This window comes from Methylobacterium indicum (genome assembly GCF_001043895.1).
Taxonomy (GTDB): Bacteria; Pseudomonadota; Alphaproteobacteria; order Rhizobiales; family Beijerinckiaceae; genus Methylobacterium; species Methylobacterium indicum.
On record NZ_JTHF01000145.1, the window covers coordinates 29,474 to 43,623 of the forward strand.

The 14,150-nt window shown below is 70.8% G+C and carries 13 protein-coding genes; 10 read left to right on the top strand and 3 right to left on the bottom strand.

All coding sequences use genetic code 11. The features are described 5' to 3' along the window. The first annotated feature begins 3 nt into the window (after nucleotides 1-3). From QR78_RS17950 to QR78_RS17960, 3 genes are all read left to right on the top strand, one after another. Nucleotides 4-825 carry a TIGR00282 family metallophosphoesterase gene (locus tag QR78_RS17950; RefSeq protein ID WP_048428923.1) on the top strand — a complete coding sequence of 274 codons (822 nt, stop codon included), beginning with the start codon at nucleotides 4-6 and terminating at the stop codon, nucleotides 823-825. A gap of 177 nt (nucleotides 826-1,002) precedes the next feature. Continuing rightward, complete coding sequence (locus QR78_RS17955) at nucleotides 1,003-2,055, top strand: MotA/TolQ/ExbB proton channel family protein (RefSeq protein WP_048428924.1); 1,053 nt, start codon at nucleotides 1,003-1,005, stop codon at nucleotides 2,053-2,055. Between the two features lie 19 nt (nucleotides 2,056-2,074). Continuing rightward, complete coding sequence (locus QR78_RS17960; RefSeq protein ID WP_048428925.1) at nucleotides 2,075-3,088, top strand: peptidoglycan -binding protein; 1,014 nt, start codon at nucleotides 2,075-2,077, stop codon at nucleotides 3,086-3,088. 227 nt (nucleotides 3,089-3,315) lie between these two features. Here the strand turns inward: QR78_RS17960 and QR78_RS17965 are convergent, their stop codons facing one another. Beyond that, complete coding sequence (locus tag QR78_RS17965; RefSeq protein WP_048428926.1) at nucleotides 3,316-5,148, bottom strand: ABC transporter transmembrane domain-containing protein; 1,833 nt, start codon at nucleotides 5,146-5,148, stop codon at nucleotides 3,316-3,318. A 227-nt stretch (nucleotides 5,149-5,375) separates the two neighbouring features. Here QR78_RS17965 and rpmE point away from each other — a divergent pair, with 227 nt between their 5' ends. Next, the gene (rpmE, locus tag QR78_RS17970) at nucleotides 5,376-5,612 is read left to right on the top strand and encodes a 50S ribosomal protein L31 (RefSeq protein ID WP_048428937.1); all 237 of its coding nucleotides are present in this window, start codon (nucleotides 5,376-5,378) and stop codon (nucleotides 5,610-5,612) included. A gap of 202 nt (nucleotides 5,613-5,814) precedes the next feature. Here rpmE and rcdA read toward each other — a convergent pair whose 3' ends face one another. Further along, complete coding sequence (rcdA, locus tag QR78_RS17975; RefSeq protein WP_048428927.1) at nucleotides 5,815-6,339, bottom strand: protease adaptor protein RcdA; 525 nt, start codon at nucleotides 6,337-6,339, stop codon at nucleotides 5,815-5,817. Nucleotides 6,340-7,062: 723 nt separating this feature from the next. Further along, nucleotides 7,063-7,254: a DUF1192 domain-containing protein gene (locus QR78_RS17980; RefSeq protein WP_048428928.1), complete on the bottom strand. Its 192-nt coding sequence runs from the start codon at nucleotides 7,252-7,254 to the stop codon at nucleotides 7,063-7,065. 214 nt (nucleotides 7,255-7,468) lie between these two features. On the opposite strand from QR78_RS17980, the gene rpmH reads away from it, so the two are divergent. The 6 genes from rpmH to QR78_RS18010 all read left to right on the top strand — a co-directional run bounded on the left by rpmH (nucleotide 7,469) and on the right by QR78_RS18010 (nucleotide 14,055). Then, nucleotides 7,469-7,603 carry a 50S ribosomal protein L34 gene (gene rpmH / locus QR78_RS17985; protein WP_010300405.1) on the top strand — a complete coding sequence of 45 codons (135 nt, stop codon included), beginning with the start codon at nucleotides 7,469-7,471 and terminating at the stop codon, nucleotides 7,601-7,603. A gap of 30 nt (nucleotides 7,604-7,633) precedes the next feature. Next, nucleotides 7,634-8,128, top strand: a complete 495-nt coding sequence (locus tag QR78_RS17990) for a ribonuclease P protein component (RefSeq protein ID WP_048428929.1) — start codon at nucleotides 7,634-7,636, stop codon at nucleotides 8,126-8,128. Between the two features lie 116 nt (nucleotides 8,129-8,244). Further along, complete coding sequence (gene yidC / locus QR78_RS17995) at nucleotides 8,245-10,077, top strand: membrane protein insertase YidC (RefSeq protein WP_048428930.1); 1,833 nt, start codon at nucleotides 8,245-8,247, stop codon at nucleotides 10,075-10,077. Continuing rightward, on the top strand, nucleotides 10,077-10,748 hold the full coding sequence (gene yihA, locus QR78_RS18000) for a ribosome biogenesis GTP-binding protein YihA/YsxC (protein WP_048428931.1): 672 nt from the start codon (nucleotides 10,077-10,079) through the stop codon (nucleotides 10,746-10,748). Before yidC ends, yihA begins: the two co-directional genes overlap by 1 nt. Then, nucleotides 10,748-11,119 (top strand): DUF423 domain-containing protein, encoded by a 372-nt coding sequence (locus tag QR78_RS18005; RefSeq protein WP_048428932.1) that lies wholly within the window; start codon nucleotides 10,748-10,750, stop codon nucleotides 11,117-11,119. The genes yihA and QR78_RS18005 overlap by 1 nt, the downstream gene beginning before the upstream one ends. Nucleotides 11,120-11,232: 113 nt before the next feature. Continuing rightward, nucleotides 11,233-14,055 carry a bifunctional transaldolase/phosoglucose isomerase gene (locus QR78_RS18010; protein ID WP_048428933.1) on the top strand — a complete coding sequence of 941 codons (2,823 nt, stop codon included), beginning with the start codon at nucleotides 11,233-11,235 and terminating at the stop codon, nucleotides 14,053-14,055. Nucleotides 14,056-14,150 lie beyond the last annotated feature (95 nt).

Genomic DNA, 14,150 nt, shown 5'->3' on the forward strand with positions numbered 1-14,150 from the left:
GCCATGCGCCTTCTCTTCCTCGGCGACGTCGTCGGCCGGCCCGGCCGGCTCGCGGTGAGCGAGCGTCTGCCGGCCCTGCGCGAGCGCTGGCGCCTCGATTGCGTGGTGATCAACGGCGAGAACGCCGCCGGCGGCTTCGGCATCACCGAGAGCATCTGCGACGAGCTGATCAATGCCGGGGCGGACGCGGTGACGCTCGGCAACCATTCCTTCGATCAGCGCGAGGCAATGGTGTTCATCGCCCGCCAGCCGCGGCTGGTGCGACCGGCCAACTACCCGCCCGGCACGCCCGGCCGCGGCGCCACGGTGGTCGAGACGCAGAGCGGTGCCCGGGTCCTCGTCGTCAACGTGATGGGGCGGATCTTCCTCGACCCCCTCGACGATCCCTTCGCGGCGGCCGAGCGCGAATTGTCGGCCTGCCCGCTGCGCGACGCCGCCGACGCGGTGATCGTCGACGTCCATGCCGAGGCGACGAGCGAGAAGGAAGCCTTCGGCTGGTTCCTCGACGGGCGGGCGAGCCTGGTCGTCGGCACCCACACCCATGTCCCGACCGCCGACCACCGCATCCTGCCGGGCGGCACCGCCTACATGTCGGATGTCGGCATGTGCGGCGACTACGATTCGGTGCTCGGCATGCAGAAGGACGAGCCGGTGCGCCGCTTCCTGCAGAAGACCCCCGGCAGCCGGCTCGAAGCCGCGACCGGCGAGGGCACGCTCTGCGGCATCGCGGTCGAGACCGACGATGCCACCGGTCTTGCCCGGCGGGTGAGCCCGGTGCGCCTCGGGCCGCATCTCGAGGAAACCTGGCCGCGGCACTGGGACTAAGCACTTTCGGACGATGCGACCGGGGCAGGACAAGTCCGGCGCCGGCTTGATCGCCCCGGCGGCACCCGGCACAGTGACGGCGCCGCTGCCTTGAGGGAATTCTCGAGGTCGGCGGCGACCCGGCATCCCGGGCGCGGCGCGATCGGGCCCCGTCCGCCACAGTGAGTACGGCCCGCGATGGCGGCGAGCGCTGCGTCCCCTCCCCTGACCTCGCCGCGGATCTATCTCATCCGCATGGTGGTCTTCCTGGTCCTGGCCGGGTTCCTGGCCTTCGTGCTGTACCGCCAGATCGTCCCGGCCTTCATGGCCAATCCGGGCCTCAACGGCCTGATCCTCGGCGCGACGCTGATCGCCATCGTGATGGCCTTCGGGCAGGTGCAGCGGCTCTTCCGCGAGGTGCGCTTCGCCAACCGCACGGCGACGGGCGGGCCCGATCCGGGCACCCCCCGGGTGCTCGCCGCCCTGGCGCCGGCCCTGCGGGAGGCGAAGGACGGACGGCCCCACCCGCAAGGACAGTTCCAGCCGCTCCTCGACACGGTGGCCTCGCGCCTCGACGAGGGGCGCGAGATCCTGCGCTACGTCGGCGGGCTCCTGATCCTGCTCGGCCTGCTCGGCACCTTCTGGGGTTTGATCGACACCCTTTCGGCAGTGGGCGGCGTGATCCGCTCGATGCGGGCGGGCGGGGGCGACGCCGCGGTGATGTTCGACGAGCTCAAGAGCGGGCTCGCGGTACCGCTGTCGGGGATCGGCCTCGCCTTCTCGGCCTCGCTGTTCGGCCTTGCCGGCTCGCTGGTGATCGGCTTCCTCGACCTCCAGGCGGGCCAGGCCCATACCCGGTTCTACAACGAGCTGGAGGACTGGCTCGTCACCGCCGCCGGGCCGGCGCCCGCGCCGGTGCCGGTCCCCGTGACGGTACCGGCGGCAGCGGCCGCCCTCGCCGGCACCGCCCCGCGCCCGCCCGAGCCCGCGCCCCGCGACCAGAGGAGCGAGACCGCCCTGAAGGAGGTCGCCGACGCGATGACGCGGCTCGGCACGCTGGTCGGCGACGGCACCGCCCACAGCCGGGCGAGCACCCAGGCGATGGCCAACCTCGCCGAGGGCATCCAGGGCCTCGTCCAGCACATGCGGGCCGAGCAGCAGATGATCCGCGACTGGGTCGAGGCCCAGGCCAACCGCGAGCGCGAGCTGAAGCAGGTGCTCGACCGCCTCGCCCGGGAGAAGGTGGAGTGAGCGCCGGAGACCCCGCCTGATGGCCGGCCGCCTCGTCCGGCGCGACCGCGCCCTCAACGTCTGGCCCGGCTACGTCGACGCCCTGACGACGCTGCTGCTCTCGGTCGTCTTCCTGCTGACCATCTTCGTCACCGGCCAGTTCTTCCTGTCGCAGGAATTGTCGGGCCGTGACACGGTGCTGGAGCGGTTGAACCGCCAGATCTCGGAACTCACCGACCTCCTGGCGCTGGAGCGCTCGGGCAAGCGGGCGCTGGAGGAGAGCGCGGCCTCCCTGCGGGCGAACCTGTCGGGATCGGAAGCCGAGAGGAAGCGCCTCCAGGGGCTGCTGGCCAGCGGCCAGGGCGCCGAGGGCAAGGCGGCGGAGCTCGGCCGTCAGCTCGACGCCGAGAAGGGCACCAGCGCCCGGGCGCTGAGCCAGGTCGACCTCCTCACCCAGCAGATCTCGGCGATGCGCCAGCAGCTCGCCGCCCTCGAGGACGCGCTCGCCGCCTCCGAGACCCGCGACCGCGAGAGCCAGGCCCGCATCGCCGACCTCGGCAGCCGGCTCAACGTGGCGCTGGCGCAGCGGGTGCAGGAACTGGCGCGCTACCGCTCCGACTTCTTCGGGCGCCTGCGCCAGATCCTCGGCAACCGCCCCGACATCCGCATCGTCGGCGACCGCTTCGTGCTGCAATCCGAGGTGCTGTTCTCCGCCGGCCAGGCGGTGCTGAAGCCCGAGGCCGGCCCGGAGATCGACCGGATCGCCAGCGCCATCCTGGAACTCAACCGCCAGATCCCGGCCGACATCCCGTGGGTGCTGCGGGTCGACGGGCACACCGACGCGCGACCGATCAACTCCCCGCAATTCCCGTCGAACTGGGCGTTGTCGGCCGCCCGCGCCATCGCGGTGGTGCAGTACCTCGTGGGCAAGGGCATCCCGCCCCAGCGGCTGCTCGCCGGCGCCTTCGGCGAGTTCCAGCCTCTCGAATCCGGGACGAGCGAGGAGGCCTATGCGCGCAACCGCCGGATCGAGATGAAGCTGACGGAGCGCTGAGGTTTCAAATCCCCACCGAGCGCTCCTGCCGCGCTCCGGGTCATCCCGGGGCCGCGAAGCGGAGCCCGGGATCCGGAAACGCAGGACGCTCGGAAGAGAGCGGAACGCACCCCGCTTCGTTCCTTCCCCCTCCGCGACATTCCGGGTTCCGCTCGGACGGACCCGGACTGTCGCGGGGGGGTCATGCCGTTCGTGGGAAGAGCGCGCGATTCCTCCCTTGCGCGGGTCTACACCTCCGCGACCTGCCGCTCCCCGGACAGGTCCGCCCCGGCCCCAAATTGCAGCGCCGCCAGCTGGGCGTAGAGCCCGCCGCGAGACAGCAGCGCGTCGTGGGTACCCTGCTCGGCGATGCGGCCGTCCTCCATCACCAGAATGCGGTCGGCGGCCCGGATGGTGGCGAGGCGGTGGGCGATGACCAGCGTCGTCCGGTCCTTCATCAGCACGTCGAGGGCGGCCTGCACCGCCCGCTCGCTCTCGGCGTCGAGCGCGGAGGTCGCCTCGTCGAGGAGCAGGATCGGGGCGTCCTTGAGGATCGCCCGCGCGATCGCGATGCGCTGGCGCTGGCCGCCCGACAGCGTGACGCCGCGCTCGCCCACGAGGGTGGCGTAGCCCTGCGGCAGGGCGCGAATGAAGCCGTCGGCATGGGCCTGCGCGGCGGCGTGCTCGACCTCGGCCTCGCTGGCCTCGGGCCGGCCGTACCGGATGTTGTCGAGGATGCTGCCGCTGAACACGGTCGGGTCCTGCGGCACCAGGGCCATGCGGGCACGCAGGGCCTCGGGCTCGGCCGCGTCGGCCGGCACGCCGTCCACCCGCACGGTGCCGGATTCCGGGTCGTAGAAGCGCAGCAGCAGCTGCAGCACCGTGCTCTTGCCCGCGCCCGAGGGGCCGACAAGGGCGACGCGCTCGCCCGGCGCCACCGTGAAGCTGAGGTCGTGCAGGGCCGGCAGCTCGGGCCGGGTCGGATAATGGAAGCGCACCCGCTCGAAGGCGATCTCGCCGCGCGGCGGGGCCGGCAGGGCGCGAGGCCGGTCGGGAGCGCCGATCGCCGGCACGGTGTCGAGGATCTCGGCGAGGCGCTCGGCGGCGCCGGCCGCGAGGGTCAATTCGCCGTAGACCTCGGAGAGCTGACCGAGCGCGCTGGCGCCGAACACCGCGTAGAGCACGAACTGCGACAGTTGGCCGGCCGAGAGCGTGCCGGCGGCGACCCCTTGCGCGCCGTACCACAGCACCCCGACGACGCTGGCCGAGATCAGGAAGATGGCGACGCCGGTGAGGAGCGCCCGCGCCCGCGCGGAGGCGCGGGAGGCCAGGAACGCCTCCTCGGAGGCGGCGGCGAAGCGCCGCGCGGTGGCCGACGCCATGCCGAAGGCCTGCATGGTGCGCACCGCGCCCACCGCCTCGGTGGCGAAGGCCGAGGCGTCGGCGAGCCGGTCCTGCGCGGCCCGCGAGCGCCGCCGCACGCCGCGGCCCGAGAGAATCAGCGGGAAGACGATCAGCGGGATCGCGGCGAGCACCAGCACCGAGAGCCGCGGGCTCGTCCATACCATCATGCCGATCGCGCCGGCGAACAGGAAGAGGTTGCGCAGGAGGATCGAGAGCGAGACGCCGAAGACCGACTTCACCTGCGCGGCATCCGCGGTGAGGCGCGACACCAGCTCGCCGCTGCGCGCCCGATCGAAGAAGGCGGGATCGAGGGTGGTGAGGCGCGCGAACACCGCGGCGCGCAGATCCGCCACCACCCGCTCGCCCAGCGTGACGACGCAGTAGTAGCGGGCCGCGCTCGCCACCGCGAGCACCGCCACCACGCCGATCAGCCCGCCGAAATAGGCGTCGATCATCCCGACCTCGCCCACGCCCGGCACGTGGTGCACGAAGCCGAGATCGACCACCCGCCGCACCGCGATCGGCACCACCAGGGTCGCGCCGGAGGCGGCCACGAGCGCGACGATCGCCGCGGCGATCCGGCCCTTGTAGCGCGCCGCGAAGGGAAAGAGGGGCTTCAACGCCCCCAGGGCGGCGCGGGGACGGGCCGTCTCGGGTCGTGCAGGGGATCGTGCCATCTAGCGTGCCATGTGCGGGTGTCGTGCTGTCCGGGTGCCGGCGCTTGTTTGGCGCACGGAGGTGAGGTATAGGCCGCCGCTCATCCGATTACGCGCGATCAATGGCCGCGGCCCGAAGCGGAGCGTTCGGCGCGGGTCGCACTCTTTAGGAATTCGTCATGGCAAAGCAAGCAGCCCCCGCCGCCAAGCAGGCGGTCCCCGCCGGCAAGTCGGTCGCGACCCCCAAGGTGGCCCGCACGGCGACCGAGCACCCGGATTACCACTTCATCAAGGTGGTGCTGACCGACGGCAGCTCGTTCATGACCCGCTCCACCTACGGCAAGGAGGGCGACACCCTGAACCTCGACATCGATCCGAGCACGCACCCGGCCTGGACCGGCGGCGAGCAGAAGCTCATGGATCGCGGCGGCCGCCTCTCGCGCTTCAACTCGCGCTTCGCCGGCATCTCGTTCAGCAAGAAGTAAGCCCCAGGAAGTACGCCTCAGGGCCGCTGCTTCGCGCGAAAAAAGCCCCGGCCTCACGGCCGGGGCTTTTTTCGTGCCTGCCTCTCCTGCGCAACCGCCGCCGAGCGCGCGGAACCACCCTCCCCGCCCGATGCGACACGCATCACCGGCCTGCCCCGTCGGGACAGGCCGGTGATGCGATCTGTCAGGTGCGACGCCGGTGTCAGCCGAAGGCGACGCGCAGCATGTCGTGCTGGGCGAAGACCGGGCTCACCCGCGGCTCGGGGGTCGGACGGTCGTCGGAGATCAGCCGGTCGAGGTGCAGGATACGGGCATGCAGCCGCTTCGACTGGCCGATCAGGGCCTGGAGCGACAGCGGCAGCTCGGCGACGAGGACCGGGGCGGCCTCGTTCGTCTCCGCGGTGGTGAGGCGGACCCGGGTCTTCTCCTCGGCGGCCTCGCTCAGGCTCAGCTCGCCCTCGGAGACCGCGCGCTGCACCAGGAGCCAGGACGCGATCTGCATCAGCCGGGTGGTGAGCCGCATGCTCTCGCTGGCATAGGTCAGGGCGGCGTGGCGGGCGAGCAGGCGCGATTCGTCCCGGCCGGGCCCGTCGAGATAGGCCGCGGTCTCCTCGACGAGGGTCATGCCCTCGCGGAACAGCAGCTTGAAGCTCTCGGAGGCCACGAAGGTCTCGCCGAACCGCACGGTGGGCTGCTCGTCCCGAAACATCACGTCCATCACGCCCATGATCCCTCCTGTGCCACCGCGACGCCGGTCCCGCCTCGATACGGGACATTCACGGTGCGCTCGGGCTGACTGGCGCAACGATAGCGCCATCGGGCGAGCGGCGCGCCGTCAACGAAAAGTTAACCTTAACGTCAACGCGGCCGGGGGACGGACGATCCCGGAGCTGTGGAGAAATCGGAGCGGAAAAAAAGAAAGCCGCCCCGGTGGGGCGGCGAAAGAGTCGTACAGGGAGGCATCAAACAGAGTGGACAGAAAAACCACTCGACATCCAGAAAGCTGGACCGGCTTGGTTATCGCCCGGAAGGCTTAAAAAATGGTTAACGCTGTCGGTCGTTCGCCGGGGAAGCGGCGGGGCGGCAAGGGGATGGCGGGGCGACGGCAGGGAATCGGACCGGACGAACCGACGGATTCGAGATCGGGCACCTCCCCTCCCCCGGAGAGGCAAGGCGGCCCGTGAAAGGAAAGACGCGGGTTCCCCTCTCCCTACGGGCGGTGAGGGAGGAACCCGCACCTCTTTCCGTCGCCGGCCAGCCTGCGTCCGCGGCGGCATCGCCGGGACGAAAGCCCCGTTAGACCGAGTTGGAGCGTGGACCGCGCATCATGAGTGCCCCGGCCGCGCGCGCCGACGAATGCGATCGGTGCCGGGCCTCTCCGATCCCGCCCCGCCGTCCCGATCCGGAACGGCCGCGCCCGGACACGTCCCGCTCCGGGACCGGGACGGCCTCAGAACTTGAATGCCGCCCGCGCCGCTTCCTGCGAGGCCTGCTTGCGGCGGCGATCCTCCTCGAGCCGGGCGATCTCCCGGCGCAGGGCCTCGATCCGCTCGTCGAGGTCGGAGACCGACAGGACCGAGAGGTCCTGACCGATCTCGTGGACGTTGCGCGGCCGCGTCCCGCGCTCGGCCTCGTCGAACATCGGCATCTCCCTTGAAAAACGATGGTCCGGCGGTCCTTGCCGGGCCCCGGGCGGATCCTTAACGCGATTGACTCGCAGGGGCCATTCCGCCATACACCGGCGCGACGTGACCGCGCCCCATTCGGGCGCGGTTCGCTTTCGTCGAGACATTCTGGACCACGAGGGCCTCGGCGGCGCCACAGGCGCGGCCGGCCCCGGCCTTCGGAGACATGCCGTGAAGAGAACCTATCAACCGTCCAAGCTCGTGCGCAAGCGCCGCCACGGCTTCCGTGCCCGCATGGCCACCGTCGGCGGCCGCAAGGTCATCGCCGCCCGCCGCGCCCGCGGCCGCAAGCGCCTGTCGGCGTAAGGGCATCCCGCGGTGCCCGAGCGCGCCGCGATGCCCGGCGGTGAACCGCCGGTCGGCCGGATCACCCGGCGCCCGGACTATCTGGCGGCGGCCAAGGGCCGCCGTTTCCATACCGAGCGCCTGACGGCGCAGGGCCGCCTGCGGGACGATGGACCGCCGGGCGGCCTGCGCGTGGGCTTCACCGTGACGAAGCGCGAGGGCCACGCCACCGAGCGCAACCGCATCCGCCGCCGCCTCAAGGTCGCGGCGCAGATCGCGGCGATGCAGGCCGGGCCGGCGCAGCGGGACAAGCCCGCCGACGTCGTGCTGATCGGCCGGCGCGACGCCCTCTCGGCGTCCTTCGCCCAGCTGGTCGACGACGTCCGGCAGGCCCTCGGCGTGGTGACGAAGCCGAAAGCGCCGCGGGATCCCTCGAAGGACACCGGTCGCCCCGCACGCAGCGGGGGACGGGGCCGCGGCGGGACGCGGGGCCCGGGCGGGACCGAAGCCGCGCCGCAGGGCGCGCCCCCGAAACGGAATTCGTGAGGCGGTCCCGGGAAGCCGGAATCGCCTCGTCGTGTTGGTCGTGAGGGCCGGATGCGCGCGGGCCGCCTTGGCCCGTCCGTCGGCCCCGCTCTTTTGGCGGCAGGCGTCGCGGGTCCATGAGTAACGACAAGACGAACATGATCATCGCCGTGGTGCTGTCGCTGGCAGTGCTCCTCGGCTGGAACTACTTCGTCAGCGCGCCGCAGGTGGAGCGCCAGCGGCAGGAGCAGGCCGCCAAGCAGGCGCAGGCGGCGAAGGACGGCCCGGCGGCGAGCCCGCGCGAGGGCGGTCCGGCCAGCCCGCTGCCCGGCACCCTGCCGGGCGCGCCCGGCGGCAGCCCGGCGCTCGCGGCCAACCGCGCCGAGGCGCTGGCCCGCTCGCCGCGGGTTCGCATCGACACTCCGGCGCTCGCCGGCTCGGTGGCGCTCAAGGGCGGCCGCATCGACGACGTGCTGCTGAAGAACTACCACGAGACCGTCGACAACTCGTCGCCGCGCATCGAGCTGCTCTCGCCGACCGGCTCGGCCAACCCGTACTACGCCGAGTTCGGCTGGGTGGGACAGAATGCCGGTGCGCTGCCGGGCGGCGACACGCTCTGGACCGCCGAGGGCGACGTGCTCACGCCCGAGAAGCCCCTGGTGCTGACCTGGGACAACGGCGCCGGCCTGACCTTCCGCCGCACCATCTCGGTCGACGACAAGTTCATGTTCACGATCGCCGACACGGTCGAGAACAAGGGCGCCAACGCCGTCAGCCTCCTGCCCTACGGCCTCGTCTCGCGCTGGGGCAAGCCGCACACGCAGGGCTACTACGTGCTCCACGAGGGCATGATCGGCGTGCTCGGCGACAAGGGCCTGCAGGAATACACCTACGACAAGCTCGGCAAGGAGAACCCCCTCGGCACCCCGGGCACCCGCGGCCTGTCCTGGACCGGCGTGACCGGCGGTTTCCTCGGCATCACCGACAAGTACTGGGCCGCCACCGCGATTCCCGACCAGAAGACGCCCTATACCGGCTCGTTCACCGAGCGCGACGAGGGCGCGACCAAGGTCTACCAGGCGAGCAGCCTCGGCGAGGCCAAGCAGCTCGCCCCCGGCGCCACCGTGTCGTCGGAGCAGCGCCTCTTCGCCGGCGCCAAGGAGGTCGGCACCATCGACGGCTACGAGAAGTCGCTTGGCATCAAGCGCTTCGACCTGCTCATCGACTGGGGCTGGTTCTATTTCATCACCAAGCCGATGTTCAAGGCGCTGGACTTCTTCTACCGGCTCTTCGGCAACTTCGGCGTCTCGATCCTGATCGTCACCTTCCTGCTGAAGCTGCTGTTCCTGCCGATCGCCAACCGCTCCTACGTCTCGATGGCCAAGATGAAGGCCGTCCAGCCGGAGATGACGGCGATCCGCGAGCGCTACGGCGACGACAAGGTGAAGCAGCAGCAGGCGATGATGGAGCTGTACAAGAAGGAGAAGATCAACCCGGTCGCCGGCTGCTGGCCGGTGCTGGTGCAGATCCCGGTCTTCTTCTCGCTCTACAAGGTGCTGTTCGTCACCATCGAGATGCGGCACGCGCCGTTCTTCGGCTGGATCCGCGACCTCGCGGCGCCGGACCCGACCTCGCTGTTCAACCTGTTCGGCCTCCTGCCCTACACGCCGCCGGACTTCCTCCACCTCGGCATCTGGCCGCTCATCATGGGCGTGACGATGTTCGTGCAGATGAAGATGAACCCCGCGCCGCCGGACCCGGTCCAGGCCCAGGTCTTCACCTTCATGCCGATCATCTTCACCTTCATGCTCGGCTCGTTCCCCGCCGGCCTGGTGATCTACTGGGCCTGGAACAACACCCTGTCGGTGATCCAGCAATACGTGATCATGCGGCGCAACGGGGTGAAGGTGGAGTTGTGGGACAACCTGCGCTCGACGTTCTCCCGCGCACCCAAGGCTGCGAAGAGCTGATGCAGCACGAGCCTCAAACGGAGGCCGAGAAGGAAGCCGCCCTGCGCGAAGCGGGGCGGCTGCTCTTTGCCGGCTCGGCCGACTTCTTCTACGCCGCCGACAAGCTCGCGATCCTGCCGCCGATGCGGGGGCACGAGATCGCCTTCGCGGGCCGCTCCAACGTCGGCAAGTCGAGCCTGATCAACGCGCTCACCGGCCGCAACGCGCTGGCACGCACCTCGCACACGCCGGGGCGCACCCAGCAGCTCAACTTCTTCGACATAGGCGGCGGCAAGCTCGTCCTCGTCGACATGCCGGGCTACGGCTACGCCGCGGTCGAGAAGGCGAAGGTGGCGGCCTGGACCGAGCTGATCCACGACTACCTGCGCGGCCGGGCCAACCTCGCCCGGGTCTACGTGCTGATCGACTCGCGCCACGGCATCAAGCCGATCGACGCCGAGGTGCTGGACGGTCTCGACAAGGCCGCGGTCTCCTACCAGATCGTGCTGACGAAATCGGACGCGCTCAAGAAGCACGAGATCGAGGCCCGGCTCGACGCGACGAGGACGGCGATCGCCCGGCGGCCGGCGGCCTATCCGGAGATCATCCTGACCTCGAGCCGCACCGATGACGGCGTGACCGAGCTGCGCGCCAGCATCGCCCGGCTTCTCTCCGAGCGCGGGGAAGCGTGATGCATCCGGCCGACCGGATGCTGATCGCGCTCGCCGGCCTCGCCGGCGCGCTCGGCGTCGGCCTCTCGGCAGCCGCCGCCCACATCGCCGGGGCGACGAGCCTCGCCACGGCGGCGCAGTTCCTGCTGTTCCATGCCCCCGCCCTCCTCGGACTCGCGCTGCTCGCCGGCAGCGGGCGGGCGCATCCGATCCCGGTGCGGATCGCCGGCTTCGCGCTCGCGCTCGGTCTCGCGCTGTTCTCCGGCGATTTGTCGGTCCGGGCCCTCCTCCAGGTGCCGCTCTTCCCGATGGCGGCGCCGAGCGGCGGCATGATCCTGATCGTCGGCTGGGTGCTGGTCGCGATCACGGCGTTCTGGCCCGCGAAGCGCTGACGTTCGATCCGGCGCACCGTTTTTCGACCCTACGGTCAAGCTTCCCTCACCTCTCCCTCTGGACAGAACCCACCTGCGGTCCACATCTGCGACAACCACGCGGAGACCCAGGCATGAACCCGCTCAAGAAACTGCACGCCGAACAGGACCAGGCCGTCTGGCTCGATTTCGTGGCCCGGGGCTTCGTTCAGGAGGGCGGGCTCAAACGCCTGGTCGACGAAGACGGGCTGCGCGGCGTCACCTCCAACCCGGCGATCTTCGAGAAGGCGATCGGCCACTCGGACGAGTACGACGACGCCATCAAGGCGGCGGGCGACGAGCGGGTGATCGACCTCTACGAGGGTCTGGCCATCGCCGACATCCAGGCGGCGGCCGACGTGCTGCGCCCGGTCTTCGACGCGAGCGGCGGGCAGGACGGCTTCGTCAGCCTGGAAGTGTCGCCCTACCTGGCGCTGAACACCGCCGAGACGCTCGAGGAGGCGCGCCGCCTCCACAAGGCGGTCGCCCGCGACAACCTGATGGTGAAGGTGCCGGCGACGCCCGAGGGCATCCCGGCGATCCGCGACCTCACGGCGGACGGCATCAACATCAACGTCACGCTGCTCTTCGCGCAGGACGCCTACGAGCAGGTCGCCAACGCCTATATCGAGGGCCTGGAACGCTTCGCGGCCGCGGGCGGCGACGTCGCCCGGGTCGCCAGCGTGGCGAGCTTCTTCATCAGCCGCATCGACGCGGCGGTGGACAAACTTCTGGACGAGAAGGTCGCGGCGGGTGGCGACAAGGCGGCGCTCGAAGGCCTCAAGGGCAAGGTCGCGATCGCCAACGCCAAGCTCGCCTACCGGCGCTACAAGCGCCTGTTCTCCGGCACCCGCTGGGACAAGCTCGCCGCCAAGGGCGCCCATCCGCAGCGCCTGCTCTGGGCCTCGACCGGCGTCAAGAACAAGGCCTATTCCGACGTGCTCTACGTCGAGGAGCTGATCGGCCCCAACACCGTCAACACCATCCCGCCGGCGACGATGGATGCGTTCCGCGACCACGGCACGGTACGGGCGAGCCTGGAAGAGGGCGTCGACGAGGCCGAGCGGGTGCTCGCCGATCTCGCCAAGACCGGCATCGACCTCGACGCGGTGGCGCGCCAGCTCGTCGAGGAGGGCGTGCAGCTCTTCGTCGACGCCGCCGACAAGCTGCTGGGTGCCGTCGCCGGCAAGCGCCAGACATTTCTAGGGAATGGCCTCGACCGGCAGGCGCTGGCGCTCGGCAGCCTCGACGAGCCGGTGAAGAAGGCCATCGAGACCTGGCGCAAGGACGGCCTCGTGCGCCGCCTGTGGCAGCGCGATGCGAGCGTCTGGAGCGGCGCCGACGAGGCGCAGTGGCTCGGCTGGCTCACCATCGTCGAGGACGAGCTGGCGAAGGCCGCCGACTACGCCGCCTTCGCGACTGAGGTGAAGCAGGAAGGCTTCACCGATGCGGTGGTGCTCGGCATGGGCGGCTCCAGCCTCGGCCCGGAAGTTCTGGCTGAGACCTTCGGACAGCAGCCCGGCTTCCCGCGCCTGCGCATCCTCGATTCGACCGATCCGGACGAGGTCCGGGCGGTCGAGGCCGCGGTGAACCTCGAGCGCACGCTGTTCATCGTCGCCTCGAAATCGGGCTCGACCCTCGAGCCCAACGTCTTCCGCGATTACTTCCTCGGCCGGATGCGCGACGTGGTCGGGCATGACAAGGCCGGCCGCCACTTCGTCGCCGTGACCGATCCGGGCTCGGCGATGGAGAAGGCCGCCAAGGACGACGGCTTCCGGCGCATCTTCTACGGCGTGAAGCAGATCGGCGGGCGCTACTCCGTGCTCTCGGCCTTCGGCCTGGTGCCGGCCGCCGCGATGGGCCTCGACGTGAGGGCGTTCCTGGAGAGCGCCCGCACCATGGTGCGCTCCTGCGGCTCCGACGTGCCGCCGGACCTGAACCCGGGCGTGCAGCTCGGCCTGGTGCTGGGCAAGGCGGCAACCGAACAGGGCCGCGACAAGGTCACGCTGATCGCCTCGAAGGGCATCGACACCTTCGGCGCCTGGGCCGAGCAGCTCATCGCCGAATCGACCGGCAAGGAGGGCAAGGGCCTCATCCCGATCGACAACGAGCCGCTCGCCGCACCCGCCGCCTACGGTCAGGACCGGGTCTTCGTCCAGCTGCGCCTGGAGGGCGCTCCCGATTCCGGCCAGGACGCCGCCGTGACGGCCCTGGAACAGGCCGGCCACCCGGTGGTGCGGATCGACCTCGCTTCGAAGGCGCATCTGCCGCAGGAATTCTTCCGCTTCGAGATCGCGACGGCGGTGGCGGGCGCGGTGCTCGGCATCAACCCGTTCGACCAGCCCGACGTCGAGGCGAGCAAGATCAAGACCCGCGAACTGTTCTCGGCCGCCGAGAAGGACGGCGCGCTCCCGGCCGAGACGCCGGTGGCGGAGGACGACACCTTCGCGCTCTACACCGACGCGGCCAATGCCGACGCCTTGCGCAAGGCCGGCGCCGGCTCCGACCCGGTGAGCTGGATCAAGGCGCAAGCCGGGCGGATCGGGGCCGGCGACTACGTCGCGCTACTCGCCTACGTCACCCGCAACCCGGAGCATCTGGCGGTGCTCCAGGAGACCCGGCTGGCGCTTCGCGAGGCCAAGCACGTCGCGACCTGCGCCGAGTTCGGGCCGCGCTTCCTGCACTCGACCGGCCAGGCCTACAAGGGCGGGCCCGACAGCGGCGTCTTCCTCCAGATCACCTCGGAGGCGCCCGACCTCCCGATTCCCGGCCGCAGCCTGGGCTTTGCCACCGTGATCGCCGCCCAGGCGCGGGGCGATTTCGGCGTCCTGTCCGATCGCGGCCGCCGGGCCCTGCGCGTCCACATCAAGGGCGATGTGGCCAAGGGGCTCGACCGGCTGAAGTCGGCGCTTAGTTAGGGCTAGCGCGAGGGCTCCTCTCTCGGGCCGACTAATCAACACGACGCCGTTGCACCTGCTTTTCTGGGTGAGCGCTCTCCCCTCCCCCTTGTGGG

Coding starts and splice junctions, on each gene's coding strand:
- QR78_RS17950 (WP_048428923.1), top strand. CDS start 4: ATGCGCCTTCTCTTCCTCGGCGACGTCGTCGGCCGGCCCGGCCGGCTC.
- QR78_RS17955 (WP_048428924.1), top strand. CDS start 1,003: ATGGCGGCGAGCGCTGCGTCCCCTCCCCTGACCTCGCCGCGGATCTAT.
- QR78_RS17960 (WP_048428925.1), top strand. CDS start 2,075: ATGGCCGGCCGCCTCGTCCGGCGCGACCGCGCCCTCAACGTCTGGCCC.
- QR78_RS17965 (WP_048428926.1), bottom strand. CDS start 5,148: ATGGCACGATCCCCTGCACGACCCGAGACGGCCCGTCCCCGCGCCGCC.
- rcdA (WP_048428927.1), bottom strand. CDS start 6,339: ATGGGCGTGATGGACGTGATGTTTCGGGACGAGCAGCCCACCGTGCGG.
- QR78_RS17980 (WP_048428928.1), bottom strand. CDS start 7,254: ATGTTCGACGAGGCCGAGCGCGGGACGCGGCCGCGCAACGTCCACGAG.
- QR78_RS17990 (WP_048428929.1), top strand. CDS start 7,634: ATGCCCGGCGGTGAACCGCCGGTCGGCCGGATCACCCGGCGCCCGGAC.
- yidC (WP_048428930.1), top strand. CDS start 8,245: ATGAGTAACGACAAGACGAACATGATCATCGCCGTGGTGCTGTCGCTG.
- yihA (WP_048428931.1), top strand. CDS start 10,077: ATGCAGCACGAGCCTCAAACGGAGGCCGAGAAGGAAGCCGCCCTGCGC.
- QR78_RS18005 (WP_048428932.1), top strand. CDS start 10,748: ATGCATCCGGCCGACCGGATGCTGATCGCGCTCGCCGGCCTCGCCGGC.
- QR78_RS18010 (WP_048428933.1), top strand. CDS start 11,233: ATGAACCCGCTCAAGAAACTGCACGCCGAACAGGACCAGGCCGTCTGG.